Source organism: Streptomyces sp. NPDC085596, from assembly GCF_044541565.1.
Lineage (GTDB): Bacteria > Actinomycetota > Actinomycetes > Streptomycetales > Streptomycetaceae > Streptomyces.
The window spans coordinates 494,299-517,996 of sequence record NZ_JBITTC010000001.1 but is presented as its reverse complement, the minus strand read 5'-3'; the positions used below and the strand labels follow the sequence as shown (position 1 = coordinate 517,996).

The window sequence follows — 23,698 nt, the reverse complement described above, 5'->3', positions numbered from 1 at the left end:
TGCTCCCGTTACTACTTGACGACCGCGGCCGCGAGCTTGGACAGCGGCTCGGCCAGGGCGTTCACCGCGTCGGACAGTTCCTTGCGCTGGTCCTTGCCGACCTTGTCGTAGGAGACGAAGTCGTAGGAGTCCTTGGCCGGGCGGTACTTGTCCAGCAGCTTGTCCAGCGCCGCGAACTGCTTGTCCAGCTCGCCGGTGAGGGCGGAGTCGTTCTTGGCGGCGACCGGCTTCAGCAGCTCGTACGCCTTCTGCGCGCCCTCGACGTTGGCCTTGAAGTCGACCAGGTCGGTGTGCGAGTAGCGGTCCTCCTCGCCGGTGACCTTGCCGGTGGCGACCTCGTCCAGCAGCTCCTTGGCACCGTTGGCCATCGAGGTCGGGGTGATCTCGGCCTTGCCGACGCGGCGCTGCCAGTCCCCCAGGTCGGTGACGAGCTGCGCGGCGAGCTTCTTGTCCTCGGCGCCGATCTTCTTGTCCTGCCAGAGGGACTTCTCCAGCCGGTGCCAGCCCGTCCACTTCTGGCCGTCCTCCAGGCCGTCGGCGCGGGTGTCGACCAAGGGGTCGATGTCACCGAAGGACTCGGCCACCGGCTCGGTGCGCTCCCAGCCGAGGCGCGAGGGCGCGTACGCCTTCTTCGCGGCGGCGAGGTCACCGGCCTGGACGGCCTTGGCGAAGGTCTCGGCGAGCGGCACCGTCTCGTCGGCCTGGTCCTGGGCGTACTGGCGGTATCCGGCGACCGCGCCGTCCAGCGCCGGGTTCCGCTTCGCGGTCTTCCCGGCGCCGGTCACGTCGAGCTTCTGCCGGACGCCGTGGCCCTTCATGCCGGGGCGGCAGGCGATCTCGTACGAGCCCGCCTTCACCTCGGCGGTCAGCGTGTACTTGGTGCCCGGCCCGATGTTCTCCTTCTCGGAGACGATCCGGTCGTCCGGGAAGACGATCTCGACCTCGGTGGCGCGCGAGCCCTTGTTCTCGATCTTCAGCGTGACCTGGCCGGCCGGCACGGACTTGGCGGAGGTGTCGCACTTGCTGTCTGCGGCGGTGACCTGGATGGCGTCGCCGTCCTTGGCGTCGCTCTTGGCGGTGCAGGCCGACAGAGCGGTCAGCGCTGCCGCCGCGGTGGCGGCGATCGCAATCGGACGGACGGCTCGCATAACGGGCTCCAGGCGGTCAGGGCGGCACAAACCCGCCCATTCGGTTTGGTGAGGCTTGCCTAACTTACCCGAGCCTTAGTCCGCCCGTCTCCGTCCGATACCGGATTCGAACCGCACGAAAAGATCACAGACACGACTTGATGTCGGCACCCCAAAGGCGATGTCAAGGGACGGCAAAGAGCATCCCAAGCGGCCGCGATGCTTCAATGCCCCGGTGACTGACTACGACGTACTCCGTGTCTTCTGCGGCCCTTCGGGCGGCTACGGAAATGAGCTGGGCGTCGTCCGCAACGGCTCGACTGTGCCCGAGCGGGACGACCGGCAGGCGCTCGCCGCCAAACTCGGCTTCAGCGAGACCGTGTTCGTGGACGACCCCGAGCGCGGAGTGATCGACATCTACACCCCGACCTCCCGGCTGCCCTTCGCGGGCCACCCCTGCGTCGGTACCGCCTGGCTGCTCGACGTGCCCGAACTGGTCACCCCGGCCGGGGAGGTGGGCACCCGGCTGGACGGCGAGTTCACCTGGATCGAGGCCCGCGCCGAGTGGGCCCCGCCGCGCACCCTGCGCCAGTACGCCACCGCCGCCGAGGTCGACGCCCTTCAGGTGCCGCTGCCCGGTGAGTGGATCTACGCCTGGGCCTGGGAGGACGAGGCGGCCGGCCGGGTCCGCGCCCGCGCCTTCCCCGGCCGGGGCGACGGGATCGACGAGGACGAGGCGACCGGCGCGGCCGCGCTGCTGCTCACCGACCGGCTCGGCCGCGCCCTCAACATCACCCAGGGCCGCGGCTCCCAGCTCCTCACCGCCCCCCAGCCGCACGGCTGGGTGGAGGTCGGCGGCCGGGTCGTACTGGAACGCTGAGCGGGCGGCTACGGCAGGGTGAGGATGTCCGCCCCGGTGTCCGTCACCACCAGCGTGTGCTCGAACTGGGCCGTGCGCTTGCGGTCCTTGGTGACCACGGTCCAGCCGTCGTCCCACATGTCGTACTCGTGGGTGCCGAGCGTCAGCATCGGCTCGATGGTGAAGGTCATGCCGGGCTGGATGACCGTGGTGGCGTGCGGGGAGTCGTAGTGCGGCACGATCAGCCCGGAGTGGAACGACGAGTTGATGCCGTGCCCGGTGAAGTCGCGCACGACGCCGTAGCCGAAGCGCTTGGCGTAGGACTCGATGACCCGGCCGATGATGTTGATCTGGCGGCCGGGCCTGACCGCCTTGATCGCCCGGTTCAGCGCCTCGCGCGTGCGCTCCACCAGCAGCCGCGACTCCTCGTCCACCTCGCCGACCAGATAGGTGGCGTTGTTGTCGCCGTGCACCCCGCCGATGTACGCGGTGACGTCCAGGTTGACGATGTCGCCGTCCCTGAGCACCGTCGAGTCCGGGATGCCGTGGCAGATGACCTCGTTGACCGAAGTGCACAGTGACTTCGGGAAGCCCCGGTAACCCAGCGTGGACGGGTAGGCCCCGTGGTCGCACATGTAGTCGTGCGCGACCTTGTCCAGCTGGTCCGTGGTGACACCGGGTGCGATGATCTTCGCCGCCTCCGCCATCGCCTGCGCGGCGATACGGCCGGCGGTCCGCATCACCTCGATCGTCTCGGGCGTCTGCACCTCGGGACCGGTGTACGGTGCGGGCGCGGGCTTTCCGACGTACTCCGGGCGGCGGATGTTTCCGGGCACCGGGCGGGTGGGGGAGAGCTCCCCTGGGACGAGCAGCGACTGGCCAGACATGCCAGCGAGTCTAACCAGCGGGGCATGAGGGAACATGAGGGTGGCGAGAGGAGCCGTTGATGTCCGTGTTCAAGAAGCGCACCGAGGGCAAGCCGGGCGAGTGGTACTACTGCCTGGAGCACAAGAAGGTCGAGGAGGGCCCCGACTGTCCCGGCAAGGACCGTTTCGGTCCCTACGCCTCCCCGGACGAGGCGCGCCACGCGATGGAGACCGCCCGCGAGCGCAACGCCGACTGGGAGAACGACCCGCGCTGGCACGACACCCCGGCCGACGAGTCCGACAAGGACTGACCTCTTCCTGACATGCTCCGAGCCGCCCTCGCCTCACCCGCGGGGGCGGCTCCGCGTTTGTCACCAGGGCGCGGCCGGGGGCGCCGTCAGGGTCTCCGCCAGCCGGGACAGCCGGTCCCGGAAGCTCCGGCGGGCTCTGGGTGGGCCCGCGTTCTCCCCGGCCGCCGCGCTCACCAGGTGCTGCACGCTGTCCAGGTCCAGCTCCGCGCCGTCCGGCACCGCCAGTGTCTCGTGGGCCATCGCCGCCAGCTCGCCGCCGCCCGCCCCCAGCGCCAGCACCGTCACCCCGGCCCGCCGCGCGGTGTGCACCCGCTCCAGCAGCTCGGCCGGTTCCTCCGGCGCCACCACCAGCAGGGTCTCGCCGCGCCTGGCCTCCGCGATCCGGCCGGGGCCCACCGCCAGATGCGCCGGATCACCGGGGCGGACGTGGTGCCGGACCAGGGTGGGGGCCAGCTCGGGCGTGCCGGACCAGGCCGCCTCGTCCACCAGGTGCGCGGCCAGATGCCAGGGCTCGTACGCCTCGGTGCCCGCCAGCAGCAGGCCGCCGCCATGGGCCGTCACCGAGCCGCGCAGCACCCCCGCGAACCTGCGGGTCGCCCCCAACCACTCGGTCCCGGCGAGCACTTCGCGCAGCAGCGCGACCCGTACGGCGTCCATGCGGCCGCATCCTGCCGCAACCCATCACTCCCGCACCGCAGTTCACTCGCGGTTCACCCCTGCGGGTATCGCGTGACGCGGCCCACCTCGCCGGGTACGGGCGCCCGCACGGACGTAGAGTCGGCCCATGACCTCCAGCGACAGCGCACAGCAGACCGGTACCGCCCCCGCGAAGGCCCCCGCCAAGGACCCCTGGGACCTGCCCGACGTCTCCGGGCTCGTCGTCGGCGTGATCGGCGGCACCGGACCGCAGGGCAAGGGCCTCGCCTACCGGCTCGCCAAGGCCGGGCAGAAGGTGATCGTCGGCTCGCGGTCGGCCGAGCGGGCGCACACCGCCGCCGAGGAGCTGGGCCATGGCATCGAGGGCGCCGACAACGCCGAGACCGCGCGCCGCAGTGACGTCGTGATCGTCGCCGTGCCGTGGGACGGCCACGCCGACACCCTGAAGTCGCTCCGCGAGGACCTGGCGGGCAAGCTCGTCGTGGACTGCGTCAACCCGCTCGGCTTCGACAAGCAGGGCGCCTACGCGCTCACCCCCGAGGAGGGCAGCGCCGCCCAGCAGGCCGAGGCCCTGCTCCCGGACTCCCGCGTCACCGCCGCCTTCCACCACCTCTCCGCCGTTCTCCTGGAGGACCCGGAGATCGACGAGATCGACACCGACGTGATGGTCCTCGGCGACAAGCGGGCCGACACCGACATCGTGCAGGCCCTGGCCGGCCGCATCCCCGGCATGCGCGGCGTCTTCGCCGGGCGGCTGCGCAACGCCCACCAGGTGGAGGGGCTCGTCGCCAACCTGATCTCCACCAACCGCCGCTACAAGGCGCACGCCGGGCTCCGCGTCACCGACGTGTGACGGCACCTGGGCGGGTGGGGGACACTGGTCGGCGTAGCAGTGTCCCCCGACAGGAGCCGCCCCCATGCCCCGCATCGCCCTCGTCACCCTCGCCGTCTGCGTGCTCGCCGTGGCCGCGGCCGTCGTGTCCTTCGTCCAGGGCAGCTGGCTGGGGATCATCTGGGTGCTGCTGGCGGGCCTGACATCCAACATGACGTTCTTCTACGTCAAGCGCGGCCGGGCCAGGTCCGGCACGGGCGCCGGTTCCGTCACGGGATGATCGAGCACACCTGCGGGGTCTCGGACCAGAAGCGGTACAGGTAGTAGCCGCAGTCCGAGAAGGCGCTGTCCACGCCCAGCGCGCTCAGCAGGGTGTAGATCACGTCGAAGAACGCCCGGTTGACCGAGGGCACCCACAGCAGCGCGAACACGATCAGCAGGCCGAACGGGGCGATCGGCTCCACCTGACGCTTGATCCCGTTCGACAGCCAGGGCTCGATCACTCCGTAGCCGTCCAGGCCCGGCACCGGCAGGAAGTTCAGGATCGCCGCCGTGACCTGGAGCAGGGCGAGGAACGCCAGCGCGAACCGGAAGTCGCGGGGGACGCCGTCCAGCGCGTGCAGCCAGAACGGCGCCGTGCACACCGCCGCGAACAGCACGTTCGTCAGCGGACCGGCCGCCGAGATCAGGCTGTGCCGCCAGCGCCCCCTGATCCGGCCCCGCTCGATGAAGACCGCGCCGCCCGGCAGACCGATCCCGCCCATGATCACGAACAGCACCGGCAGCACGACGCTCAGCAGCGCGTGCGTGTACTTCAGCGGGTTCAGCGTCAGATAGCCCTTGGCGCCGACCGAGATGTCCCCGCTGTGCAGGGCCGTGCGGGCGTGCGCGTACTCGTGCAGACACAGCGAGACGATCCACGCGGCCGTCACGAACAGGAACACCGCGAGGCCCGGCTGCGCCGCGAACCCCGTCCAGGTCGCCCACCCCGTCACCGCCGCGATGGCCACGATTCCGGCGAACACGGGACTGATCCGGCGATCGCCGGTACGCGAGAGGGCGGTGGTCATGGGGCTCCTGACTGCTCTGTGTGCCTGGGGTGCTGAGGGTCGACCGTACCGGTGATGTGAGGGGAACGTCCCGGTCCCGCCCGGAGGTTCCGGCCCGCCCGCGCGTCACTGAAACCCGGAGGCGCCGCCGGTGCGTCCCCAGGGACAATGGACCCCGTGCGCTATCGGCTACTCGGCACCACCCAGGCTCTCCGTCCGGACGGCACCCCCGTCCCCGTCGGCGGGGCGCGGCTGCGTGCGCTGCTGACCGTACTCGCGCTGCGCGCCGGACGGACCGTACCGGCCGGGGCACTGGTCGACGAGGTGTGGGGCGCCGACCCGCCCGCCGACGCGCCGGGCGCCCTCCAGGCGCTCGTCGGCCGGCTGCGCCGGGCCCTCGGGGCCGACGCGGTCGCCTCCGCCGACGGCGGGTACCGGCTCACCGCCGCCCCCGACGACGTGGACCTCACCCGCTTCGACCGGCTCACCGGCGACGGCCTGCGCGCCCTCGCCGACGCCGACCCGGCCAAGGCCGCCGTCCTCCTGGACGACGCCCTCGCCCTGTGGCGCGGGCCGGTCCTCGCCGACCTGCCCGACCGCACCGCCGACGCGGCCCGCTGGGAGACCCGCCGACTGGACGCCCTGCGCGCCCGGCACACCGCCGCCCTCGCCCTCGGCCAGGCCGAGCCGTCCCTGCCCGAGCTGGCCGCCCTGTGCGACGAGCACCCCCTGGACGAACCCCTCCAGGCCCTGCGGCTGCGCGCCCTGCGCGACACCGGCCGCACCGCCCAGGCGCTGGCCGCGTACGAGGAGGTACGGCACCTGCTGGCCGACCGGCTGGGCGCCGATCCGGGACCCGAGCTGCGCGCCCTGCACGCCGAGCTGCTGGCCGGTACCGGCCCCGACCCGGCACCGCCCACCCTGGCCACGCCCCGGCCAGCGCCGGGCAACCTGCCCGCCCGGCTGACCTCCTTCGTCGGCCGGGAGTCCGACATCGATGCCATCGGCGCCGACCTCGCCGCCTCCCGGCTGGTCACCCTGCTGGGACCCGGCGGCGCGGGCAAGACCCGGCTCTCGATGGAGGCCGCCGAAGCCGTCCGGGGCACCGCACCCGACGGCGCCTGGCTCGCCGAACTCGCGCCCGTGGACGACCCCGACGCCGTACCGCAGGCCGTGCTCACCGCCATCGGCGCCCGCGAGACCGTGCTGCACGGCGCGGGCGTCGAGGGTGTGCGCGCCGTCTCCGACCGCTGGGGCGACCCCGTCGAGCGGCTGGTGGAGCACTGCGGACGGCGCCGGATGCTGATCATCCTGGACAACTGCGAGCACGTCGTGGACGCCGCCGCCCGCCTCGCCGAACGCCTGCTGGCCGACTGCCCGCACCTCACCGTCCTCGCCACCAGCCGCGAACCCCTCGGCGTGCCGGGGGAGTTGCTGCGCCCGGTCGAGCCGCTGCCCGAGCCGGTCGCGCTGCGGCTGCTCGGCCATCGCGGCGCGGCCGCCCGTCCCGGCTTCACGGTGGCCGACGACCCGGAGGCGTGCGCCGAGATCTGCCACCGCCTGGACGGCCTGCCCCTGGCGATCGAGCTGGCGGCCGCCCGGCTGCGCATGCTGACGCCCCGTCAGATCGCGGACCGGCTGGACGACCGGTTCCGGCTGCTCACCTCCGGCAGCCGCACCGTACTGCCCCGCCAGCAGACCCTGCGCGCGGTGGTCGACTGGTCCTGGGACCTGCTCGACGCCGACGAACGCGACGTACTGGGACGGCTGTCGGTGTTCGCGGGCGGCTGCGACCTGGCCGCCGCCGAGGCAGTCTGCGGCCCCGTCGCGCTGGACGCCCTCGGCTCCCTGGTCGACAAGTCCCTTGTGGTGGCAGCTCCTTCGGCCGGCGCCGGGATGCGCTACCGGCTGCTGGAGACCGTCGCGGAGTACGCCGCCGAGCGGCTGGACGAGAGTGGTGAACGCGCCGCCGCCGAGCGCGCCCACCTCACCTACTACCGCGAACTCGCCCGCACCACGGACCCGTTGCTGCGCGGACCCCGTCAGCGCGAGGCCATCGACCGCGTCCAGCTGGAGTACGAGAACCTGCGCACCGCCCTCAGGCACGCCGTCGACCTGCGCGACGAGCAGGAAGGGCTGTGCATGGTGCTGTCCCTGATCTGGTACTGGCAGATGCGGGACCAGCGCCTCGAGGTGCGGGCGTGGTGCGAGGAGGTCATGGCGCTCGGCCCCGACCCGTTCGCGGAACCGGCCGCGCGGGCCGAGCCGGTGTGGGAGCGCTGCACCGACACCCCGCCCCCGCTCGCCGGGGAAGTCCTCGCCGAGGCCCGGCGCGGGCTGCACCTCGCCCATCTCGCCTGCATGGACACCGATCTGGAGGCATGGCGGAGCCCCGCCGCGCGGGACAAGCTGACCGTCATCACCGAGGTCTACCGGCCCGGCCTGCCGCAGACCTGCCGCTCACCCGGCATGCTCTGGTGGTTCGCGGAGATGCTCGCCAACGGCGTCGGACGGTTGCCCGAGATCACCGACGCCACCGTGCGCACCTGCCGGGAGACCCCCGGCTACGAATGGGAACTGGCGGGCGCCCTCCAGACCCGCGCCAACCTGCTCGCCAACCGCGCCACCTGGGCGGGCGACGCCGCCCGCGACGCCGACGAGTCGCTGGAGATCTACCAGCGCCTCGGTGACGAGTGGGGGCTCGCCGAGGCGCTGTCCGCGCGCGGCGAGGCCCATGAGCGCAAGGGGCTGAGCCGAGAAGCCGCCGCCGACTACGAAGGCGCCATGGCGCACGCCGAACACCTCGGCGCCCGCGCCCAGATGGCCGTCCTCGGCGCCCGCCTCGGCAATGTGCTGATGGAGGCGGGGGAGGAGGAGCGCGGCGAACGGCTGCTGCGCGAGGTCGTCCAGGAGCTGGACGGCAGACACAGCGAGGCCATGCCGGTGGCCCGGCTGCATCTGGCCTCCTGGCTCCTGGTGACCGGCAGGACCGCCGAGGCACGGGTACAACTCCAGCTGCTGCGGGAGGAGTTCGTCCTCGCCCGGTTCGTCGTCTTCGACGCCATGATCCTCGCCCAGGAAGCCTGGCTGGACGCCGAGGAAGGGCACTCGGAACGCTCTCTGGACTCGGTCCGCCGCGCGCTGGTGCTGGCCGGCGACCCGCTGTGCGACATCGTCGTCCCGCAGATGCCGACCGTCTGCCTCACGGTCGCGGCGCTGGCCCTGGCCCTCGCCGACGACGGGGCCCGTGCCGCGGACGCCGCCCGCTGCCTGGGCGCCTCGGTGGCCCTGATGCCGGAGGGGCATCTGCGCCCACGGGTGGAGCAGTACGCGTACGACCGCACCGAGGGCCGTGTCCGTGAAGTGCTCGGCGAGGCGGCGTTCGACGCCGCGTACGCCGAGGGCGGTGGCCTCTCCCTCGCGGAGGCCACCGCCCTGGTGTGAGCCGGTGAACGTGAACGTCAGGTCTTGGTACGGAACTTGTGGATGGCGACCGGCGCCATCACCACGGTGATCGCCACCGACCAGGCGACCGTCACCCACAGGTCATGGGCCACGGGGCCGCCCACCATCAGACCGCGCGCGGCGTCCGCGAGCGTGGACAGCGGGTTGTAGTCGGTGAACGCCTGGAGCCAGCCGGGCATCGACTTGGTCGGCGCGAAGATGGACGAGCCGAACTGGAGCGGGAACAGCACCAGGAAGCCCATCGCCTGCACGGACTGCGCGCTCTTCATCACCACGCCCAGGGTGAGGAACACCCACATGATCGAGGACGCGAACAGCGTGGCCAGGCCCACGGTGGCGAACAGTCCCGGCCAACTGGTGATGTCGAAGCCCACCAGCACGGCGACGACCATCAGCACGGCCGTGGCGAACAGCATCCGGCCCAGCTCCACCGCGAGCTTGGCGAACAGCACCGAGCCGCGGCCGATCGGCAGCGAGCGGAACCGGTCCATGACACCGCTGTTGAAGTCCTGGCTGAAGCCGGTGCCGACGCCCTGCGACATCGTCATGCTCATCATCGCCAGCATGCCGGGGATGACGTACTGCACGTACTGGTCCTGACCACCGCCGAGCGCCTGGCCGATGGAGCCGCCGAAGACGAACACGAACAGCAGGGTGAAGACGACGGGCATCAGCAGCGCGTCGAACATCGACTCAGGGTCCTGCTTGATCCACAGCAGGTTGCGGCGGACGAGCGCGCCGGTGTGCCGCAGGTGCCCGCGCAGGGTGATGCGGGAGTCCGCCGGCGGGGCGAGCGGGGCGGTCGTGGTGGCGGCGCTCATACGGCGACCTCTTCGCGGGATTCGGCGGGCGTGGCGTCCTGCGGGGCACTGGCGCGGTGGCCGGTGAGGGAGAGGAACACCTCGTCCAGGCTGGGGAGTTCGGTGACGATGGAGGAGATGGTGATACCGCGCGCGGTGACCGCGCCGACGACCGCGGTGAGCTGCTCGTCGCTGAGGATCGGCACCAGCAGGGTGCCGGTCTGGCGGTCCACGGTGGTGGTGGCGAGGCCGGTGATGCCCAGCTCGTCCAGCGTGCTGGCGAGCGGCTCCAGCTGGAGCGGGTCCACCGGGCGCACGCGCAGGGTGCGGCCGCCGACCTTCGCCTTCAGCTCCTCGATCCGGCCGCCCGCGATGACCTTGCCCCGGTCCACCACGGTCAGCTCGGAGGCGAGCTGCTCGGCCTCCTCCATGTACTGGGTGGTGAGCAGCACGGTCACGCCCTCGCCGACCATGGTCTTCACCTCGTCCCAGACCTCGTTGCGGGTACGGGGGTCCAGGCCCGTGGTGGGCTCGTCCAGGAACAGCACCTGCGGACGGCCGATCATGGAGGCGGCCAGGTCCAGGCGCCGCCGCATACCGCCGGAGTAGGTGGAGGCGGGGCGCTTGGCGGCCTCGGTCAGGGAGAAACGCTCCAGCAGTTCGTCGGCGCGGCGGCGGGCGTCCTTACGGGACAGGTCCAGCAGCCGGCCGATCATGTACAGGTTCTCCCAGCCGGGCAGCTTCTCGTCCACCGAGGCGTACTGTCCGGTCAGCCCGATCACCCGGCGCAACTGCCGGGGCTGCCGTACGACGTCGTACCCGGCCACGAGCGCCTCACCGGCGTCCGGGGTGATCAGGGTCGACAGAATGCGTACAAGGGTGGTCTTCCCGGCGCCGTTCGGCCCGAGCACCCCCATCACGGTCCCCTCCCGGACCTCCAGGTCGACCCCGTCCAGCGCCTTGGTCTCGCCGTAGTGCTTGACCATCCCCCGCACGGACACGGCGGAACGGCCGCCGCCGGGGTTGTCATCGATTCGCGTCATGCGGAAGACAATGCCAGGGGGCACCGACAAAGCACCGACAGCCGACCGACAGCGGGGCTACACCCTGGTCGGTACGCTCCGAACCGGCGCCGTGACACCGCCTCGCGAAAGGGGCGGGCACAGTGACCCAGTTCGACAGCTCCGGGCAATCGCCCGTGAAGAAGCGGCAGTCCGATCGGTTCCGCAGATTCATCGCGGGCGTTCTGGTCGTGACCGGGATTGTCCGCATGGTTTCCGCGCGGGGCATGACCTGGGTCGACGTCGTTCAGTACGTCGCCGATGGCGCCGCGGATCGCGCTGCGGACTGCGTGCACGGAACCGGCCGGGTGGACGGTCAGCAGGACGGCCTCAGGGGCCAGCACGTGCGGGCCCACCTGGACGTCGAAGGCCGGGACGGCGGCCAGTCGCTCGCTCGCGGCGTCGGCGATGGCGCGGACATCCTTCTCGGCGACCTCGCCGACGAACCCGATGCCCTGCATCGTCAGGTGCAGCCACCGATCCGGGATGAGGGTCAGCTCACCGGCGAACGGAGCGAGCGCGTCCCGGTACTCGGCGGCGAGCCGGTGCACGTCGTCCTGCCCTTCCCACGTCAGGTGCCACGTGTAGAACCGCCGCCCGACGCTCCAGCCGGGCCGCCACCACCAATGGTTCCGCAGGGTGTCCGAGGAAGCGAGAGTCATCCGGCGATCCAATCAGGCCGCGCCAGTGCCTGGCGAGAGCGCGAGGCGCCGCGGAGCGGAGTCCACGCACCACTCCTCGATGGCGGCGCGCAGACCGGCGGACAGGCAGCGCCGCCGACATCTTGCGGGCCGGTCGAGCGCTACTGCTCGATGACCTTGAGTATCTGGTACGCCTCTCGCAGGTCCGCGCTCTCCGGAAGCTCCCGGGCCTCGACCGCCCTGACGACTTCCAGCGCGCGCCAGTGATTGGACGGGGCCACCTGTCCCGACAGGATGGCCTTCTGCGCGGCATCGCAAGCCTCGTCCAGCCGGTTCTCCTTCAGCAGGGTCAGAGCCAGATCAAGGTTCGTGGAGGCCACGCGGCGCGGCCACTTGGACACATCGTCGCCCGGGCTCAGCCGCTTGATCACCTCTCGGGCGTACGGCTCCGCCGCCGAATCCCCCAGCCAGGCAAGAGTCGTCGCCGTGTAGGACAGTGCCTTGGTGGGGTCGTACCGGTAATGATGCTCCGGCGTGTCAGGGCTTCCGAGGGATGCCGACATGTTCTGGACCCGCTCGATGGCCGCATAGGTCTTCGTCGCGTTTCCCAGGCGCGCATGAGCCCTGCCCTCCTGCGCGGTCGCCTGAATCATGGCGGAGGTGCCGGCCGGGGCGATGTCCTGAGACGTACGGGAAATCTCCACCGCGCGCACGTAGTCACCGTCCGTCAGAACGCGCCACGCCTCGGTTTCCTGACACCAGGCTTCGATTTCCGGGTGGTTGGCCTCTCTGGCCAGCGTTGCGGCTGTGCGAAGGCGAGCGGTAGCGGCGTCATCCTCCATCAGGTCGATGTGAACGGTGGCGCCCAGGAGGGAGAGCCAGCCGCCGACGACCAGCAGGCGGCGATGCTCGGACAGCGTTTTCTTCGCGTCCAAGAGCTTTACCACGTAGACGGAATGCTTACGTACCTTCCGCAACAGGTCCTCGGGGTCCGACTTGGGGTAGGTCATCGCCAATTCGTCGAATGATTTCTCCAGTCGACTCAGAGTCGCCGAGCCCATATCGCTTGCCTGAACGCGTCGTGCCAGCTCCCACGCGTCCATTTCGTCGTCATGGCGTACTGCGTATTCGACGTCGAGCGAAAGTCCGAGAAACTCGTTCAGGGCTTGGATCAGCTCGGAAGAAGGGGCCCGTTTCCCATTCAGAACGCGGCTCAGATAGGCAACGTCATAGTGCAGTTCGCCGGCCGCACCTCTGAGGCTCTTGCCTTGCTCCCTGAGTGCCTTACGCACCGTGTCGGCAAAATCGATCATGAGAGCTGCTCCCGTTGACTGTTGACCCCGAGCATAGTCAACGCTGGTCAACTCCCCTGCGGATACGGCAGATCGTTGAGTGAACAGACAACACACAATCGCTCCTGCGACCGCGTGGAACGGACCTGGAGCTTGGCCGGCCGGTTGGAGTCGACATGGATCACAGTACCGCCGCCCCGCCCAGCCAGGGGAGCAGGGACCTCGCGCCGGTGGGCGAGACCGCACTCCTGGCAGGGCAACACATGAGTGACATCCAGCGGTTAAGCGCTCGGTACCCGAAGACTCGTGCCAGCGTCAGCAAGGCGCGCCATTTCGCGCGTTCGTTCGCTGCCGGCATTGGCGTCGGCGGCCCGGCGGACGACCTGGTCCTGATCGTGTCGGAGCTGGTGACCAATGCCGTCCGTCACGGCAAGACCGCGCCCGGTCGGCAGGTCGAAGTCACCATCGACCACAGCGCCGGACGAGTCCGCGTGGAAGTGCGCGACACCGGCGACGGAATGCCCCGCAGGCGTCCCAGGGTTCCCTTGGCGGTCTCCGGTCGGGGGCTTGAAATCGTGGCCTCCCTTACCGAAGCGTGGGGAGTCACGGAGCAGGTCGTTGGTAAGACCGTGTGGGCCGAGTTGGTCATCAGGCCTTCTGAGGCTGCCGAATGATCAAAAACATCAAGAAGGTCGTTGAATACGCGTTGTGTGTCGACCCGGACGCACGGCAGGGTGTTTCTCACGCATGGTGCATGACGTGCGGAATGCGATCACAGGAAGCCGAAGGCGGGGCCGCCGTAAAGGACTGGTGCCTCAGGCATGCCGACGAGACCGGGCACAAGCGGTTCCGGGGCGTTGTCACCACATTCCTTGTGGTCATCCCCACTCCTGGGCAGTCCGCACCCGGGGGAGCGACCTGAACGCTCCGCGCCGTGTGATCCGCGCGCCACCTGAGCCCCGTTCTGTCGGGCCCCGGCAGAACGGCCCCCCTTCCAGCATCCGCCGCAGGGGACCACGATGTTCAAGACGAGGGAGACGAACATGACGCACCCGCTGGCCGCCGGTGGCGACGAGGGCGATGAGGGCGGCGACAAGCTGCCCGGGCAGCCCTGGCCGGGGCCGCCGACCCCGCCGTCCCCCGACGGTGGCCCGAGGTTCGCCGCATGATGGTGACGACCGATGGGGCGGGGGAGCGGGCCGCGCCGGCCCGTTCCCTCGCGGCGTCCGGGGCCATGACCCCGGACTGGTCGTCCGCTCTCCTGGCCGCGCCCCGTTCGGACTTCCTGCCGGAGGTCTTCTGGGCGCACGACATGGACAGCGGCGAGAGCACGCGGGTGGACCGCCGCACCGAGCCGGACGTCTGGGAGGACTATGCGTGTGCGGACGTCGCCATCGTCACCCAGTGGGACGACGGCGCGGGCGCCGGGCCCGGTGGGGTGCCGACGTCGTCCGCCTCGATGCCCTCGGTCGTCTTCCGGATGCTGGCCGCGCTCGACGTGCGCCCCGGCAACCGGGTGCTGGAGATCGGCACCGGCACCGGATGGAACGCCGGTCTGCTCGCGGCCCGGCTCGGTGCGCGGAACGTCACGAGCGTCGAGATCGACCCGCAGGTAGCCGACACCGCACGCGAAAGGCTGAACGCGGCACGTCTGCTCGGAACGGTGCTCACGCGGGACGGCGCGCTCGGCGATCCGGCCGGCGCACCGTTCCACCGGGTCATCGCCACCGCCGGGGTCCGCAAGCTGCCGCCCGCGTGGATCGAGCAGACCCGCGAGGGCGGACTGATCGTCGCCCCCTGGGGGACGCACTACAGCAACGCGGACGCGGTCGTCCGGCTCGAAGTCGGTGGGGGACGGGCGAGCGGGAAGTTCGTCGGCCCGGCGGAGTTCATGAAGCTACGCGCTCAGCGGCTCCCCTTCCCCGGTCACGAGGCGTACGTCCCGGACGGCGTGGACTCGGCCGACCACTCGCAGGCGGAGGTGACCGAGGCCGACCTGCTCGGCGTGGACCGTTTCGACGCGGTCGCGTTCGTCCTGGGGCTGCGGGTGCGCGGCTGCCACCAGGCCGTGGCGGCGAAGCGGGAAGGATCGCGGCCCGTCTGGTTCTACGGGCTCACGGACCGCTCGTGGGCCTGCGTCATGCTGCACGACGGCGGGAAGGCCGACGTGTGGCAGGCCGGGCCGCGGCGGCTCTGGGACGAGGTCGCAAAGGCCCTCGACTGGTGGAGAGACGCCGGACGGCCGGGCATCGGGCGGTTCGGCCTCACCGTCCGCGCGGACGGCGGCCAGCTCGTGTGGCTCGACGACTCCGAGGACGCCTGGCCGGTCTGATCAGGGTCTCTCGGACGGCCCCGGATGGATCAGCGGGCCGTGCCGACGCGGAGTCCTCCGGCCCAAGCCAGCAGTTCGGGTTCGGCGAGACTGGTCCCCAGCCAGTCGTGGTCGAGGTCGGCGCCGGGAAGGGACGGCACCACCGCGACGTAGAGCCCGGCGGCGCGCGCCGAGGCGATGCCCGTGGCCGAGTCCTCGAAGGCGACGGAGCGTTCGGGAGTAGCGCCGAGCGCTTCGCATGCCGTGAGGTAGAGCTCCGGCGCGGGCTTGGGGGAGCGCACTTCGTCGGCGGCGAACGTGTGGGTGAAGTGGTCGGCGAGACCGGCCGACCACAAGGCCGCGTCCAGCAGTTCGCGCGGGCTGTTGCTCGCGACGGCTATGGGTACGGCCGCCCGGCAGGCGCGCACCAGTTCCGCCGCCCCGGTAAGGGCCGCAGCGCCTCGGGACAGCTCCTTGCGGACTCCTTCGAGGAGCTCGACGGCGAGTTCGGCGCCCGCGCGAGGGCGCCCGAGGTACTGAGCCATGGCCTCTCCGGCGGCCTCGATGGTGCGGCCGATGACCAGCGCCTTCTGTTCGGGACCGAAGGGATGACCGTGCTCCGCGAAGATGGCCGCTTCCACGACGGTCCAGCAGGCTTCGGTGTCGACCAGCAGGCCGTCACAGTCGAAGACCACGGCCTCGGTGCCGGCGGGGAGCGAGCGCATACGGATGTCCCTTCGCGGTGAACACGGTGGATCGTGCGATCACCCTAGATCGAGACCTGCGGGAGCAGTTGCGATCCTGCCCGGAATCGGGCAGGAACAGGCTGCTTCCAGACGCGAAAGGCGGGCAGCCCGCCGACTGGGGGAAGATCGGCGGGCTGCCCGGTGGTGGTGCCGCAGTGGCTAGTGGACGGAGTGCTCGTCCAGCGGGAACGTTCCGCCGACGACTTCCTCCGCGAAGGACTTCGCCGCGTCGCCCATGACCTCACGGAGCGCCGCGTACTTCTTGACGAACTTCGGGACCCGGCCCGAGGTCAGACCCAGCATGTCGGTCCACACCAGCACCTGCGCGTCGGTGTCCGGACCGGCGCCGATGCCGACCGTCGGGATGTGCAGCACCCGCGTCACCTCGGCCGCCAGCTCCGCCGGAACCAGCTCCAGCACGACGGCGAAGGCGCCCGCGTCCTGCACCGCCTTGGCGTCGCGGAGCAGCTGGGCGGCCGCCTCCTCGCCGCGCCCCTGGACCCGGTAGCCCATGGCGTTGACGGACTGCGGGGTGAGGCCGATGTGGGCCATCACCGGGATGCCGGACTCCACCAGCAGCTTGATCTGCTCGTGCGAGCGCTCGCCGCCCTCCAGCTTCACGGCGCCCACCCCGGCGTCCTTGACCAGCCGGGTCGCCGAGCGCAGCGCCTGCACCGGACCCTCCTGGTAGGAGCCGAAGGGGAGGTCGCCGACGATGAGGGCGCGGCTGGTGCCGCGTACCACGGCGGCGGAGAGCATGGTCATCTCGTCGAGGGTGACGGGCACGGTCGTCTCGTAGCCGAGATGACAGTTGCCCGCCGAGTCGCCCACGAGGAGGACGGGGATGCCCGACTCGTCGAAGACGGAGGCGGTCATCGCGTCGTAGGCGGTGAGCATGGGCCACTTCTCACCCCGCTCCTTGGCGAGAGCGATGTCGCGGACCGTGATGCGGCGGGTGCCCTTTCCTCCGTACAGCGTCTTGCCGTCGGAGGGCTTCGTCTGGGCAGCCGAGAGCTGCGTCATGGCAACGGCTCCTTCAGTTCATCTCGAGGCGCCCTTTCGGCGTCCCCGGATCGTCTCCATGGTGGCACCTCGTGCCGGGGGTGGCCAGAGGGGCCCCCAGCACCGCGCAATACCTCGGCAAAGGAATTCAGATACGAGACGGTGCCGTATTGAAATGAGCCTACGATCGGGCACATGACAACCTCCGTCCCTGCCCCCCGGATACCGGAAGCGGTGCACCGGCGCCGCTGGGCGATCCTCGGCGTGCTGATGCTGAGCCTGCTCATCGTGGTGCTCGACAACTCGATCCTGAACGTCGCCATCAAGACCATCGCCACCCCGGCGCCCACCGGTCTGGGCGCCACGCAGAGCGAGATCGAGTGGGCGATCAACTCGTACACGCTGGTCTTCGCCGGTCTGCTCTTCACCGCCGGGCTCATCGGTGACCGGCTCGGCCGCAAGAAGGTGCTGCTCGGCGGGCTCGTGGTGTTCGGTATCGGCTCGGCCCTGGCCGCCGAGTCCGGCTCCCCGGCCCAGCTGATCACCTACCGCGCCGTGATGGCCCTCGGTGCCGCCTTCGTCATGCCCGCGACCCTGGCCGTGCTGATGAACGTCTTCGAGCGCTCCGAGCAGCCCAAGGCCATCGGCATCTGGGCGGGCGGCGTCGGCCTCGCCATCGCCATCGGCCCGATCACCGGCGGCGCGCTGCTCGACCACTTCTGGTGGGGCTCGGTCTTCCTGGTCAACGTGCCCATCGTGCTCATCGCCGTCGCCCTGATGGTCTGGCTGGTGCCCGACTCCCGCGACCCCAAGCCCGGCCGCCTGGACCCCATCGGCGTGGTGCTCTCCGTGCTCGGCCTGGTCCTGCTGGTCTACGGCATCATCAAGGGCGGCGAACTGGCCGACTTCACCGATCCCAAGGTGCTGGCCACCATCATCGGCGGCGTCGTCGTGCTGATCGCCTTCGTCGTCTTCGAGAAGCGCAGCGACCACCCCTCGCTGGACGTGACCTACTTCCGCGACGAGGTCTTCTCCGCCGCCATGGCCGCCATCGCGCTGGTCTTCTTCGCGCTGATGGGCGTCACGTTCTTCGGCGTCTTCTACACCCAGAGCGTGCGCGGCTACTCGCCGCTGGAGTCCGGCCTGCTGATGCTGCCGCTGGCCGCCGCCCAGATGATCTTCGCGCCCCGCGCCCGGCTGCTGGTCGACCGCTTCGGCAACAAGGCCACCACCACCGCGGGCATGCTGCTGATCGCCGCCACCCTGGCCGCGTTCGCCACCTTCGAGGCCGACACGCCGATCTGGCTGCTGGAGGTCGTCTTCTTCCTCATGGGCACCGGCATGGCGCACATCATGACCCCGACCTCGGTCGTCATCATGCAGGCCCTGCCCCGTGAGAAGGCCGGCTCCGCCTCCGCGCTCAGCAACACCTTCCGCCAGGTCGGCGGCGCCCTCGGCATCGCCGTACTCGGCTCGGTGCTCGCCACCTCCTACCGCAACGGCATCGAGGACAAGCTCGGCGCGCTGCCGCCCGGCCTGCGCGACACCGCCGGCGAGTCCATCGAGGCCACCCTCGGCATCGCCGAGAAGCTCGGCCCGCGCGGCCAGGCCCTGGTCACGCCCGCCTACGACGCCTTCCTGCACGCCATGCACGTCACCGCCCTGTGGGGCACCGGCGTGGCCCTGGTCGGCACCGTCGTCGTCGCCGTGTTCCTGCCGGGCCGGCCCCCGGCCGCCGAGGCCGGCGAGCGCGAGCCCGAACTGATCAGCACCGGCGACTGAGTCGTCGGCACCCGGCGGGGGGAGGCTGCCGCTGCGGGAGAATCTCCCGCAGCACACCGAGAGGACGACGACAACGTGAGCCTTGCCGCAGACCGGCCCGCTCAGCCCGCCCCCGCACGGGGCAGGCCCCGCAGCGAGACCGTGGAACGCGCCATCCTGGAAGGCGTGATGAAGCTCCTGGAGGACGGCGTACCGCTGGCCGACCTCTCCATCGAGCGGGTCGCGCGCACCGCCGGGGTCGGCAAGGCCACCATCTACCGCCGCTGGAGCGGCAAGGAGGAACTGTTCGTCGACGTCATGCGCGCCGCCGAACCCCCCGACCCCGAACTCCCCGGCACCTCCATGCGCGACGACCTCGTCGTCCTGCTGGAGACCCTGCGCCGCCGGGGCCTGGTCAGCCGGTCCTCGGCGATCATGCACAACGTCTACGTCCAGGCGAAGTGCAGCCCGCGGATCTGGGCCGCCTACGAGGCGGGCGTGATAGCGCCCCGCCGCGCCCTCGCCCTGGACGTGCTGCGCCGGGGCCAGCGCGACGGCGAACTGCGCACCGACCTCGACGTGGAGCTGGCCAACGACATGTTCGTCGGCGCCATGCTGGTACGCACCGTCCTGCGCCCCGACGCCGGCCTTCCCGAGGGGCTCGCGGAAGAGATCGTCGACACGCTGCTCGCCGGCCTACGGCCCGTCAGGCCGTCGGTTCCGTAGCGCGGATGTGCGTGTTTCGTCACAGAACCCCTCCGTGGGAGGTGTTCTCGGAACTGTCGGCGCCGCCTCGTTCGTCCTCGTCTTCCGAACGGCCGTCATGGGACGGCGGAACGAAGCCGGACATCCCCTAGGGTCGTACACACACACGGGGGGATGACGGAGAGCACGGCAGGCAGTGAGGCACACGGTATGGCGCAGCAGGCGTACATGACGGAGACGGACAACGGCGGCTCGGGGCCCGAGCGACCAGTGTCCCGGCTTCGGCGCCTGGCGCACCGGTTGTTCGGGGGCTGGCGCGGCGACCCGCGGATCTGGCGCCGGGGCCTGGTCACCGCCGCGGTCGCGCTGGCGCTGGCGCTGGTGATGCTGGTGCACTCGCGCATCCCCAACCGGCTCGGCAACCTCGGCAGCCTCATCGAGACCTTCCTGCCCTGGCTGGGCCTGGCGATCTTGGTGCTGCTCGTGCTCGGTGTGGTCCGCCGCTCCGCCACCGCGCTGATCGCGGTGCTGCTGCCGGCGATCGTCTGGCTGAACCTGTTCGGCGGGCTGCTGCTCACCGACAAGTCGGGCACCGGCGGCGACCTGGTCGTCGCCACCCACAACGTGAACGCCGACAACCCCGACCCGGCCGCCACCGCCCGTGACGTCTCCGCCTCCGGCGCCGACATGCTCGCCCTGGAGGAACTGCCCGCCTCCGCCGTCCCGGTGTACGGCGCCGCGCTCAAGGCCACGTACCCCTACCACGCGGTGGAGGGCACGGTCGGGCTGTGGAGCAAGTACCCGATGAGCCAGGTGCAGGCGGTCGACATCAAGCTCGGCTGGAAGCGCGCCATGCGCGCCACCGTCTCCACCCCGGACGGCCTGGTCGCGGTGTACGTCGCCCACCTGCCCTCGGTGCGGGTGAAGCTGGAGGCCGGGTTCACCGCCCGGCAGCGCGACAAGAGCGCCGACGCGCTGGGCGAGGCCATCGCGGACGAGACCCTCACCCGGGTCGTCCTGCTCGGCGACCTCAACGGCACGATGAACGACCGCTCGCTCAACGCCGTCACCTCCCAGCTGCGCTCCACGCAGGGCGCGGCGGGCAGCGGGTTCGGGTTCAGCTGGCCGGCCGCGTTCCCGATGGCGCGGATCGACCAGATCATGGTCAAGGGCGTCGAGCCGGAGAGTTCCTGGACCCTGCCGCGCACCAACAGCGACCACCTTCCGGTGGCGGCTCGTGTGAAGCTCGACACGCCCTCGTAACCCGCTGGAATACTGGCCTTGAAAGACTTTGTTCCGTACGGGAACATAGAAGATTCCCCCTGAGCCCTGTACGGCACTTTCGTCTCGAGAGGTCCCCTCATGCCCCTGGCCCTGCTTGCCCTTGCCGTGGGCGCCTTCGGCATCGGTACCACCGAATTCGTGATGATGGGCCTGCTGCCCGACGTCGCGGACGACCTGCACATCTCGATCCCGACCGCCGGACACCTGGTCTCGGCGTACGCACTCGGCGTCGTCATCGGCGCCCCGCTGCTCGCCGCCGTCACCGCGCGGATGTCCCGCCGCACGGTGCTGATCGGGCTGATGGCCCTGTTCGTCGCGGGCAACGCGCTCTCCGCGCTCGCCCCCGGCTACGAATCCCTGCTCGCCGCCCGCTTCCTCAGCGGCCTGCCGCACGGCGCCTTCTTCGGCGTCGGCGCGGTCGTCGCCACCGGCATGGTCGCGCCGGAGCGCAAGGCCCGCTCGGTCTCCCTGATGTTCCTCGGACTGACCGTCGCCAATGTCGCGGGCGTGCCCGTGGCCACCCTGATGGGCCAGGACCTGGGCTGGCGGGCCACCTTCCTCGGGGTGAGCGCCATCGGCCTCGCCGCGATAGCCGCGCTCGCGCTGCTCATACCGCGCGACCACACCCACGCCACCGCGGCCGGGCTGCGCCACGAGCTGGCCGCGCTGAAGTCCGTGCCGGTGTGGCTGGCGCTCGGTACGACGGTCGCGGGCTTCGGCGCGCTGTTCGCCGCGTACAGCTACGTCACGCCGATGCTGACCGACTCCGCCGGGTTCGCCCCGGCCAGCGTGACGCTGCTGCTCGCGCTGTTCGGTGTCGGCGCCACCGCGGGCAACCTGCTCGGCGGGCGCCTCGCCGACCAGGCGATGCGGGGCACGCTGTTCGGCGGGCTCGCCGCGCTCGGCGTCGTGCTGGCGCTGTTCCCGGTGCTGATGCGCGCCGAGTGGAGCGCGGCGCTCGGGGTGACCCTGCTCGGCATGGCCGCGTTCGTCACCGGCTCGCCGCTCCAGCTGATGGTGATGGAGAAGGCCGCCGCGGCCCCCTCCCTCGCCTCCTCCGCCAACCAGGCGGCCTTCAACCTGGCCAACGCGGGCGGCGCCTGGATCGGCGGACTCGCCCTCGCGGCCGGCTTCGGCGCGACCTCGCCGGCACTCGCCGGTGCCGTCCTCGCGGTCCTCGGCCTCGGTGTGGCGGGCGTCGCGTACGGCGTGGACCGGCGGCGCGCGGTTGCCCCGCAGGGTGAGGCGGCGATGGGCCGACTTGTCGCCGCGCACGTCCCTGAGCAGGCGGAACGCTCCCGCCGCTGAAAGATCGGCACAAACTACAGTTGTGCAACATTCATTCAATTCCGGCCATGGTGGCTTGAAGTTCACGCCCTCTCCCATAAGGCTTCACACCACCAACACAAGACACTTCAGTAACACCAGACACTCGCGTAACAACAGGACATAGGGAGAGGCACCGATGCAGGGCACGGCCGACGGATTCGACTACGGGGCGCTCACACCGTTGGCCGCCTTTCTCATGGCCTGCCTCGGCGCCGCCCTGGGGCTGCGCTGCGTGGTCCGGACCGTGCACCTGGAAAAGGGGCGCAAGGCGGCCTGGCTCGCGCTCGGCGCGGCCTCGCTGGGCTGCGGCATCTGGAGCATGCACTTCATCGCCATGATGGGCTTCCGCGCCCCGGACGCGTCCATCACCTACGACGCCCCGCTGACCCTGCTCAGCCTGCTGGTGGCGATCGTCGTCGTCAGCGTCGGCATGTTCATCGTCGGCTACCGGGGTGTGGCCCCGATGACCCTGGCCACGGCCGGGATCATCACCGGCCTCGGCGTCGCCGTCATGCACTACCTGGGCATGGCCGCCATGCGCCTCAACGGCGACATCGCCTACGACAACCTCACGGTCACCCTGTCCGTGCTCATCGCCGTGGCCGCCGCCACCGCCGCGCTCTGGGCCGCCGTGTCCATCCGCGGCTTCCTGCCCGCGCTCGGCGCGAGCCTCGTCATGGGCGTCGCGGTGACCGGCATGCACTACACCGGCATGGCCGCCGTCACCGTCCACGTCCACTCCGCGGCCCACGCCTACGGAGGCGAGTCCGCCGCCTCCCTGGTCCTGCCGATGCTCCTCGGCCCGGCCGTCTTCCTGCTCCTCGCCGCGGTCGTCGTCATGTTCGACCCCCTGCTGGTCGCGGGCGACGAGCGGGAGGGGTCCCGGCGGGCGCGCGCGGCGTTCTGAGCGACGAGCTCCGCCTACGGTCCCTGGAGGCCACGGGCGGAACTCGATGCTCACCCCCAGGGTGGCTGCTGTGCGGCACGGCGCACCGCTACGCCGTCCAGCGCCACCCATTCGTGATCGGCAGGCGCCGGCCCTTGCCGAGCCGGCCCCGCGCGGCTCATGGCGGCTGGTCCTGGTGCCGCAACCTCTGCATTGCCGACCGTCGGCCACCGACCTTGGATACGCTGCCCGGGGAGCCTGTCAGGAGGGGTCATGGCGAAGGTCACCATCAGTCTGGACGCCGATCTGGCCATCGAGGTCATGCTGCTGGCCGGTACGAGGAGCCCGCAGGACGCGGTCGAGTTGATCGTCCGGGACTACCTGGCCCGGGGTCACCGCACCGAGGCTCGTACCGGGAACGCCGCCGACCACGATCGTCTCGCCGACCGGCGGTCAGCGCCGGAAGAGGGCCGATGAGCACTTCGGGTGAGAGGGGCACCTCGGAAGCGGGCAACGTCGTTCTGAGCAAGCCGGACGACTCGCGGCCTCAGACGCTTCCCGGCCGCGCCGGACGGCGGTGGACGGGTGGGCGAGTCGACCCGCGTGCTGGACGCCGACCTGCGCTCGTCCACCCGCGCTCGCCCATCCGCGCTCGCCCATCCGCGCTCGCCCATCCGCGCTCGCCCATCCGCGCTCGCCCATCCGCGCTCGCCC

At 71.1% G+C, this 23,698-nt stretch carries 24 protein-coding genes; 14 read left to right on the top strand and 10 right to left on the bottom strand.

Annotated elements, in window-relative coordinates:
* Window positions 1-11 precede the first annotated feature (11 nt).
* The gene (gene efeO, locus ACIGA3_RS02355; RefSeq protein ID WP_399709594.1) at window positions 12-1,148 is read right to left on the bottom strand and encodes an iron uptake system protein EfeO; all 1,137 of its coding nucleotides are present in this window, start codon (window positions 1,146-1,148) and stop codon (window positions 12-14) included.
* Window positions 1,149-1,362: 214 nt separating this feature from the next.
* Between efeO and ACIGA3_RS02350 the strand changes: the two genes are divergently transcribed.
* Complete coding sequence (locus ACIGA3_RS02350) at window positions 1,363-2,007, top strand: PhzF family phenazine biosynthesis protein (protein WP_399709591.1); 645 nt, start codon at window positions 1,363-1,365, stop codon at window positions 2,005-2,007.
* An 8-nt stretch (window positions 2,008-2,015) separates the two neighbouring features.
* Here the strand turns inward: ACIGA3_RS02350 and map are convergent, their stop codons facing one another.
* Entirely contained in the window at window positions 2,016-2,873 is an 858-nt protein-coding gene (gene map / locus ACIGA3_RS02345; RefSeq protein WP_399709588.1) for a type I methionyl aminopeptidase, read from the bottom strand.
* A 59-nt stretch (window positions 2,874-2,932) separates the two neighbouring features.
* On the opposite strand from map, the gene ACIGA3_RS02340 reads away from it, so the two are divergent.
* Window positions 2,933-3,163 carry a hypothetical protein gene (locus tag ACIGA3_RS02340; protein ID WP_399709586.1) on the top strand — a complete coding sequence of 77 codons (231 nt, stop codon included), beginning with the start codon at window positions 2,933-2,935 and terminating at the stop codon, window positions 3,161-3,163.
* A 60-nt stretch (window positions 3,164-3,223) separates the two neighbouring features.
* On the opposite strand, the gene ACIGA3_RS02335 is transcribed toward ACIGA3_RS02340, so the two are convergent.
* Window positions 3,224-3,820 carry a hypothetical protein gene (locus ACIGA3_RS02335; RefSeq protein WP_399709583.1) on the bottom strand — a complete coding sequence of 199 codons (597 nt, stop codon included), beginning with the start codon at window positions 3,818-3,820 and terminating at the stop codon, window positions 3,224-3,226.
* A 127-nt stretch (window positions 3,821-3,947) separates the two neighbouring features.
* On the opposite strand from ACIGA3_RS02335, the gene npdG reads away from it, so the two are divergent.
* Both npdG and ACIGA3_RS02325 read left to right on the top strand, forming a co-directional pair.
* Window positions 3,948-4,673, top strand: a complete 726-nt coding sequence (gene npdG, locus ACIGA3_RS02330) for an NADPH-dependent F420 reductase (RefSeq protein ID WP_399709580.1) — start codon at window positions 3,948-3,950, stop codon at window positions 4,671-4,673.
* A 64-nt stretch (window positions 4,674-4,737) separates the two neighbouring features.
* The gene (locus tag ACIGA3_RS02325) at window positions 4,738-4,932 is read left to right on the top strand and encodes a hypothetical protein (protein WP_399709577.1); all 195 of its coding nucleotides are present in this window, start codon (window positions 4,738-4,740) and stop codon (window positions 4,930-4,932) included.
* Here the strand turns inward: ACIGA3_RS02325 and ACIGA3_RS02320 are convergent.
* Window positions 4,922-5,722 carry a site-2 protease family protein gene (locus ACIGA3_RS02320; protein ID WP_399709574.1) on the bottom strand — a complete coding sequence of 267 codons (801 nt, stop codon included), beginning with the start codon at window positions 5,720-5,722 and terminating at the stop codon, window positions 4,922-4,924. The two genes, ACIGA3_RS02325 and ACIGA3_RS02320, sit on opposite strands and share 11 nt — an antisense overlap.
* 147 nt (window positions 5,723-5,869) lie before the next feature.
* On the opposite strand from ACIGA3_RS02320, the gene ACIGA3_RS02315 reads away from it, so the two are divergent.
* Window positions 5,870-9,145: a BTAD domain-containing putative transcriptional regulator gene (locus tag ACIGA3_RS02315; RefSeq protein ID WP_399709571.1), complete on the top strand. Its 3,276-nt coding sequence runs from the start codon at window positions 5,870-5,872 to the stop codon at window positions 9,143-9,145.
* 17 nt (window positions 9,146-9,162) lie between these two features.
* On the opposite strand, the gene ACIGA3_RS02310 is transcribed toward ACIGA3_RS02315, so the two are convergent.
* The 4 genes from ACIGA3_RS02310 to ACIGA3_RS02295 form a co-directional block, all read right to left on the bottom strand.
* Window positions 9,163-9,987: an ABC transporter permease gene (locus tag ACIGA3_RS02310; RefSeq protein WP_399709568.1), complete on the bottom strand. Its 825-nt coding sequence runs from the start codon at window positions 9,985-9,987 to the stop codon at window positions 9,163-9,165.
* A complete protein-coding gene (locus ACIGA3_RS02305; RefSeq protein ID WP_399709565.1) occupies window positions 9,984-11,009 on the bottom strand; it encodes an ATP-binding cassette domain-containing protein in 1,026 nt (341 codons plus the stop codon). The genes ACIGA3_RS02310 and ACIGA3_RS02305 overlap by 4 nt, the downstream gene beginning before the upstream one ends.
* Window positions 11,006-11,689, bottom strand: a complete 684-nt coding sequence (locus ACIGA3_RS02300; protein ID WP_399709562.1) for a 2'-5' RNA ligase family protein — start codon at window positions 11,687-11,689, stop codon at window positions 11,006-11,008. Before ACIGA3_RS02300 ends, ACIGA3_RS02305 begins: the two co-directional genes overlap by 4 nt.
* A gap of 140 nt (window positions 11,690-11,829) precedes the next feature.
* A complete protein-coding gene (locus ACIGA3_RS02295; RefSeq protein ID WP_399709559.1) occupies window positions 11,830-12,981 on the bottom strand; it encodes a helix-turn-helix domain-containing protein in 1,152 nt (383 codons plus the stop codon).
* Window positions 12,982-13,223: 242 nt separating this feature from the next.
* Here ACIGA3_RS02295 and ACIGA3_RS02290 point away from each other — a divergent pair, with 242 nt between their 5' ends.
* From ACIGA3_RS02290 to ACIGA3_RS02280, 3 genes are all read left to right on the top strand, one after another.
* Complete coding sequence (locus tag ACIGA3_RS02290; protein WP_399709556.1) at window positions 13,224-13,634, top strand: ATP-binding protein; 411 nt, start codon at window positions 13,224-13,226, stop codon at window positions 13,632-13,634.
* Window positions 13,635-14,003: 369 nt separating this feature from the next.
* A complete protein-coding gene (locus tag ACIGA3_RS02285) occupies window positions 14,004-14,129 on the top strand; it encodes a hypothetical protein (protein WP_399709553.1) in 126 nt (41 codons plus the stop codon).
* Window positions 14,129-15,292: a methyltransferase domain-containing protein gene (locus ACIGA3_RS02280; protein WP_399710761.1), complete on the top strand. Its 1,164-nt coding sequence runs from the start codon at window positions 14,129-14,131 to the stop codon at window positions 15,290-15,292. The genes ACIGA3_RS02285 and ACIGA3_RS02280 overlap by 1 nt, the downstream gene beginning before the upstream one ends.
* 29 nt (window positions 15,293-15,321) lie before the next feature.
* Here ACIGA3_RS02280 and ACIGA3_RS02275 read toward each other — a convergent pair whose 3' ends face one another.
* Window positions 15,322-15,996, bottom strand: a complete 675-nt coding sequence (locus tag ACIGA3_RS02275) for an HAD family hydrolase (RefSeq protein ID WP_399709550.1) — start codon at window positions 15,994-15,996, stop codon at window positions 15,322-15,324.
* A gap of 180 nt (window positions 15,997-16,176) precedes the next feature.
* Window positions 16,177-17,040, bottom strand: coding sequence for a 3-methyl-2-oxobutanoate hydroxymethyltransferase (panB, locus tag ACIGA3_RS02270; RefSeq protein WP_399709547.1), 864 nt, complete (start codon window positions 17,038-17,040; stop codon window positions 16,177-16,179).
* Window positions 17,041-17,214: 174 nt separating this feature from the next.
* On the opposite strand from panB, the gene ACIGA3_RS02265 reads away from it, so the two are divergent.
* The 6 genes from ACIGA3_RS02265 to ACIGA3_RS02240 all read left to right on the top strand — a co-directional run bounded on the left by ACIGA3_RS02265 (window position 17,215) and on the right by ACIGA3_RS02240 (window position 23,461).
* On the top strand, window positions 17,215-18,801 hold the full coding sequence (locus ACIGA3_RS02265; RefSeq protein WP_399709544.1) for an MFS transporter: 1,587 nt from the start codon (window positions 17,215-17,217) through the stop codon (window positions 18,799-18,801).
* Between the two features lie 75 nt (window positions 18,802-18,876).
* Entirely contained in the window at window positions 18,877-19,506 is a 630-nt protein-coding gene (locus ACIGA3_RS02260) for a TetR/AcrR family transcriptional regulator (RefSeq protein WP_399709541.1), read from the top strand.
* Between the two features lie 189 nt (window positions 19,507-19,695).
* Complete coding sequence (locus tag ACIGA3_RS02255; RefSeq protein WP_399710759.1) at window positions 19,696-20,748, top strand: endonuclease/exonuclease/phosphatase family protein; 1,053 nt, start codon at window positions 19,696-19,698, stop codon at window positions 20,746-20,748.
* Between the two features lie 99 nt (window positions 20,749-20,847).
* The gene (locus tag ACIGA3_RS02250) at window positions 20,848-22,077 is read left to right on the top strand and encodes an MFS transporter (RefSeq protein ID WP_399709538.1); all 1,230 of its coding nucleotides are present in this window, start codon (window positions 20,848-20,850) and stop codon (window positions 22,075-22,077) included.
* Window positions 22,078-22,234: 157 nt separating this feature from the next.
* Complete coding sequence (locus ACIGA3_RS02245) at window positions 22,235-23,005, top strand: MHYT domain-containing protein (RefSeq protein WP_399709535.1); 771 nt, start codon at window positions 22,235-22,237, stop codon at window positions 23,003-23,005.
* Between the two features lie 252 nt (window positions 23,006-23,257).
* Window positions 23,258-23,461, top strand: a complete 204-nt coding sequence (locus tag ACIGA3_RS02240; RefSeq protein WP_399709532.1) for a hypothetical protein — start codon at window positions 23,258-23,260, stop codon at window positions 23,459-23,461.
* Window positions 23,462-23,698: the final 237 nt, after the last annotated feature.

Excerpts from the sequence above, each read along its gene's own strand:
- efeO (WP_399709594.1), bottom strand. The coding sequence starts at position 1,148 with ATGCGAGCCGTCCGTCCGATTGCGATCGCCGCCACCGCGGCGGCAGCG.
- map (WP_399709588.1), bottom strand. The coding sequence starts at position 2,873 with ATGTCTGGCCAGTCGCTGCTCGTCCCAGGGGAGCTCTCCCCCACCCGC.
- ACIGA3_RS02340 (WP_399709586.1), top strand. The coding sequence starts at position 2,933 with ATGTCCGTGTTCAAGAAGCGCACCGAGGGCAAGCCGGGCGAGTGGTAC.
- ACIGA3_RS02335 (WP_399709583.1), bottom strand. The coding sequence starts at position 3,820 with ATGGACGCCGTACGGGTCGCGCTGCTGCGCGAAGTGCTCGCCGGGACC.
- npdG (WP_399709580.1), top strand. The coding sequence starts at position 3,948 with ATGACCTCCAGCGACAGCGCACAGCAGACCGGTACCGCCCCCGCGAAG.
- ACIGA3_RS02325 (WP_399709577.1), top strand. The coding sequence starts at position 4,738 with ATGCCCCGCATCGCCCTCGTCACCCTCGCCGTCTGCGTGCTCGCCGTG.
- ACIGA3_RS02320 (WP_399709574.1), bottom strand. The coding sequence starts at position 5,722 with ATGACCACCGCCCTCTCGCGTACCGGCGATCGCCGGATCAGTCCCGTG.
- ACIGA3_RS02315 (WP_399709571.1), top strand. The coding sequence starts at position 5,870 with ATGGACCCCGTGCGCTATCGGCTACTCGGCACCACCCAGGCTCTCCGT.
- ACIGA3_RS02310 (WP_399709568.1), bottom strand. The coding sequence starts at position 9,987 with ATGAGCGCCGCCACCACGACCGCCCCGCTCGCCCCGCCGGCGGACTCC.
- ACIGA3_RS02305 (WP_399709565.1), bottom strand. The coding sequence starts at position 11,009 with ATGACGCGAATCGATGACAACCCCGGCGGCGGCCGTTCCGCCGTGTCC.
- ACIGA3_RS02300 (WP_399709562.1), bottom strand. The coding sequence starts at position 11,689 with ATGACTCTCGCTTCCTCGGACACCCTGCGGAACCATTGGTGGTGGCGG.
- ACIGA3_RS02295 (WP_399709559.1), bottom strand. The coding sequence starts at position 12,981 with ATGATCGATTTTGCCGACACGGTGCGTAAGGCACTCAGGGAGCAAGGC.
- ACIGA3_RS02290 (WP_399709556.1), top strand. The coding sequence starts at position 13,224 with ATGAGTGACATCCAGCGGTTAAGCGCTCGGTACCCGAAGACTCGTGCC.
- ACIGA3_RS02285 (WP_399709553.1), top strand. The coding sequence starts at position 14,004 with ATGACGCACCCGCTGGCCGCCGGTGGCGACGAGGGCGATGAGGGCGGC.
- ACIGA3_RS02280 (WP_399710761.1), top strand. The coding sequence starts at position 14,129 with ATGGTGACGACCGATGGGGCGGGGGAGCGGGCCGCGCCGGCCCGTTCC.
- ACIGA3_RS02275 (WP_399709550.1), bottom strand. The coding sequence starts at position 15,996 with ATGCGCTCGCTCCCCGCCGGCACCGAGGCCGTGGTCTTCGACTGTGAC.
- panB (WP_399709547.1), bottom strand. The coding sequence starts at position 17,040 with ATGACGCAGCTCTCGGCTGCCCAGACGAAGCCCTCCGACGGCAAGACG.
- ACIGA3_RS02265 (WP_399709544.1), top strand. The coding sequence starts at position 17,215 with ATGACAACCTCCGTCCCTGCCCCCCGGATACCGGAAGCGGTGCACCGG.
- ACIGA3_RS02255 (WP_399710759.1), top strand. The coding sequence starts at position 19,696 with ATGGCGCAGCAGGCGTACATGACGGAGACGGACAACGGCGGCTCGGGG.
- ACIGA3_RS02250 (WP_399709538.1), top strand. The coding sequence starts at position 20,848 with ATGCCCCTGGCCCTGCTTGCCCTTGCCGTGGGCGCCTTCGGCATCGGT.
- ACIGA3_RS02245 (WP_399709535.1), top strand. The coding sequence starts at position 22,235 with ATGCAGGGCACGGCCGACGGATTCGACTACGGGGCGCTCACACCGTTG.
- ACIGA3_RS02240 (WP_399709532.1), top strand. The coding sequence starts at position 23,258 with ATGGCGAAGGTCACCATCAGTCTGGACGCCGATCTGGCCATCGAGGTC.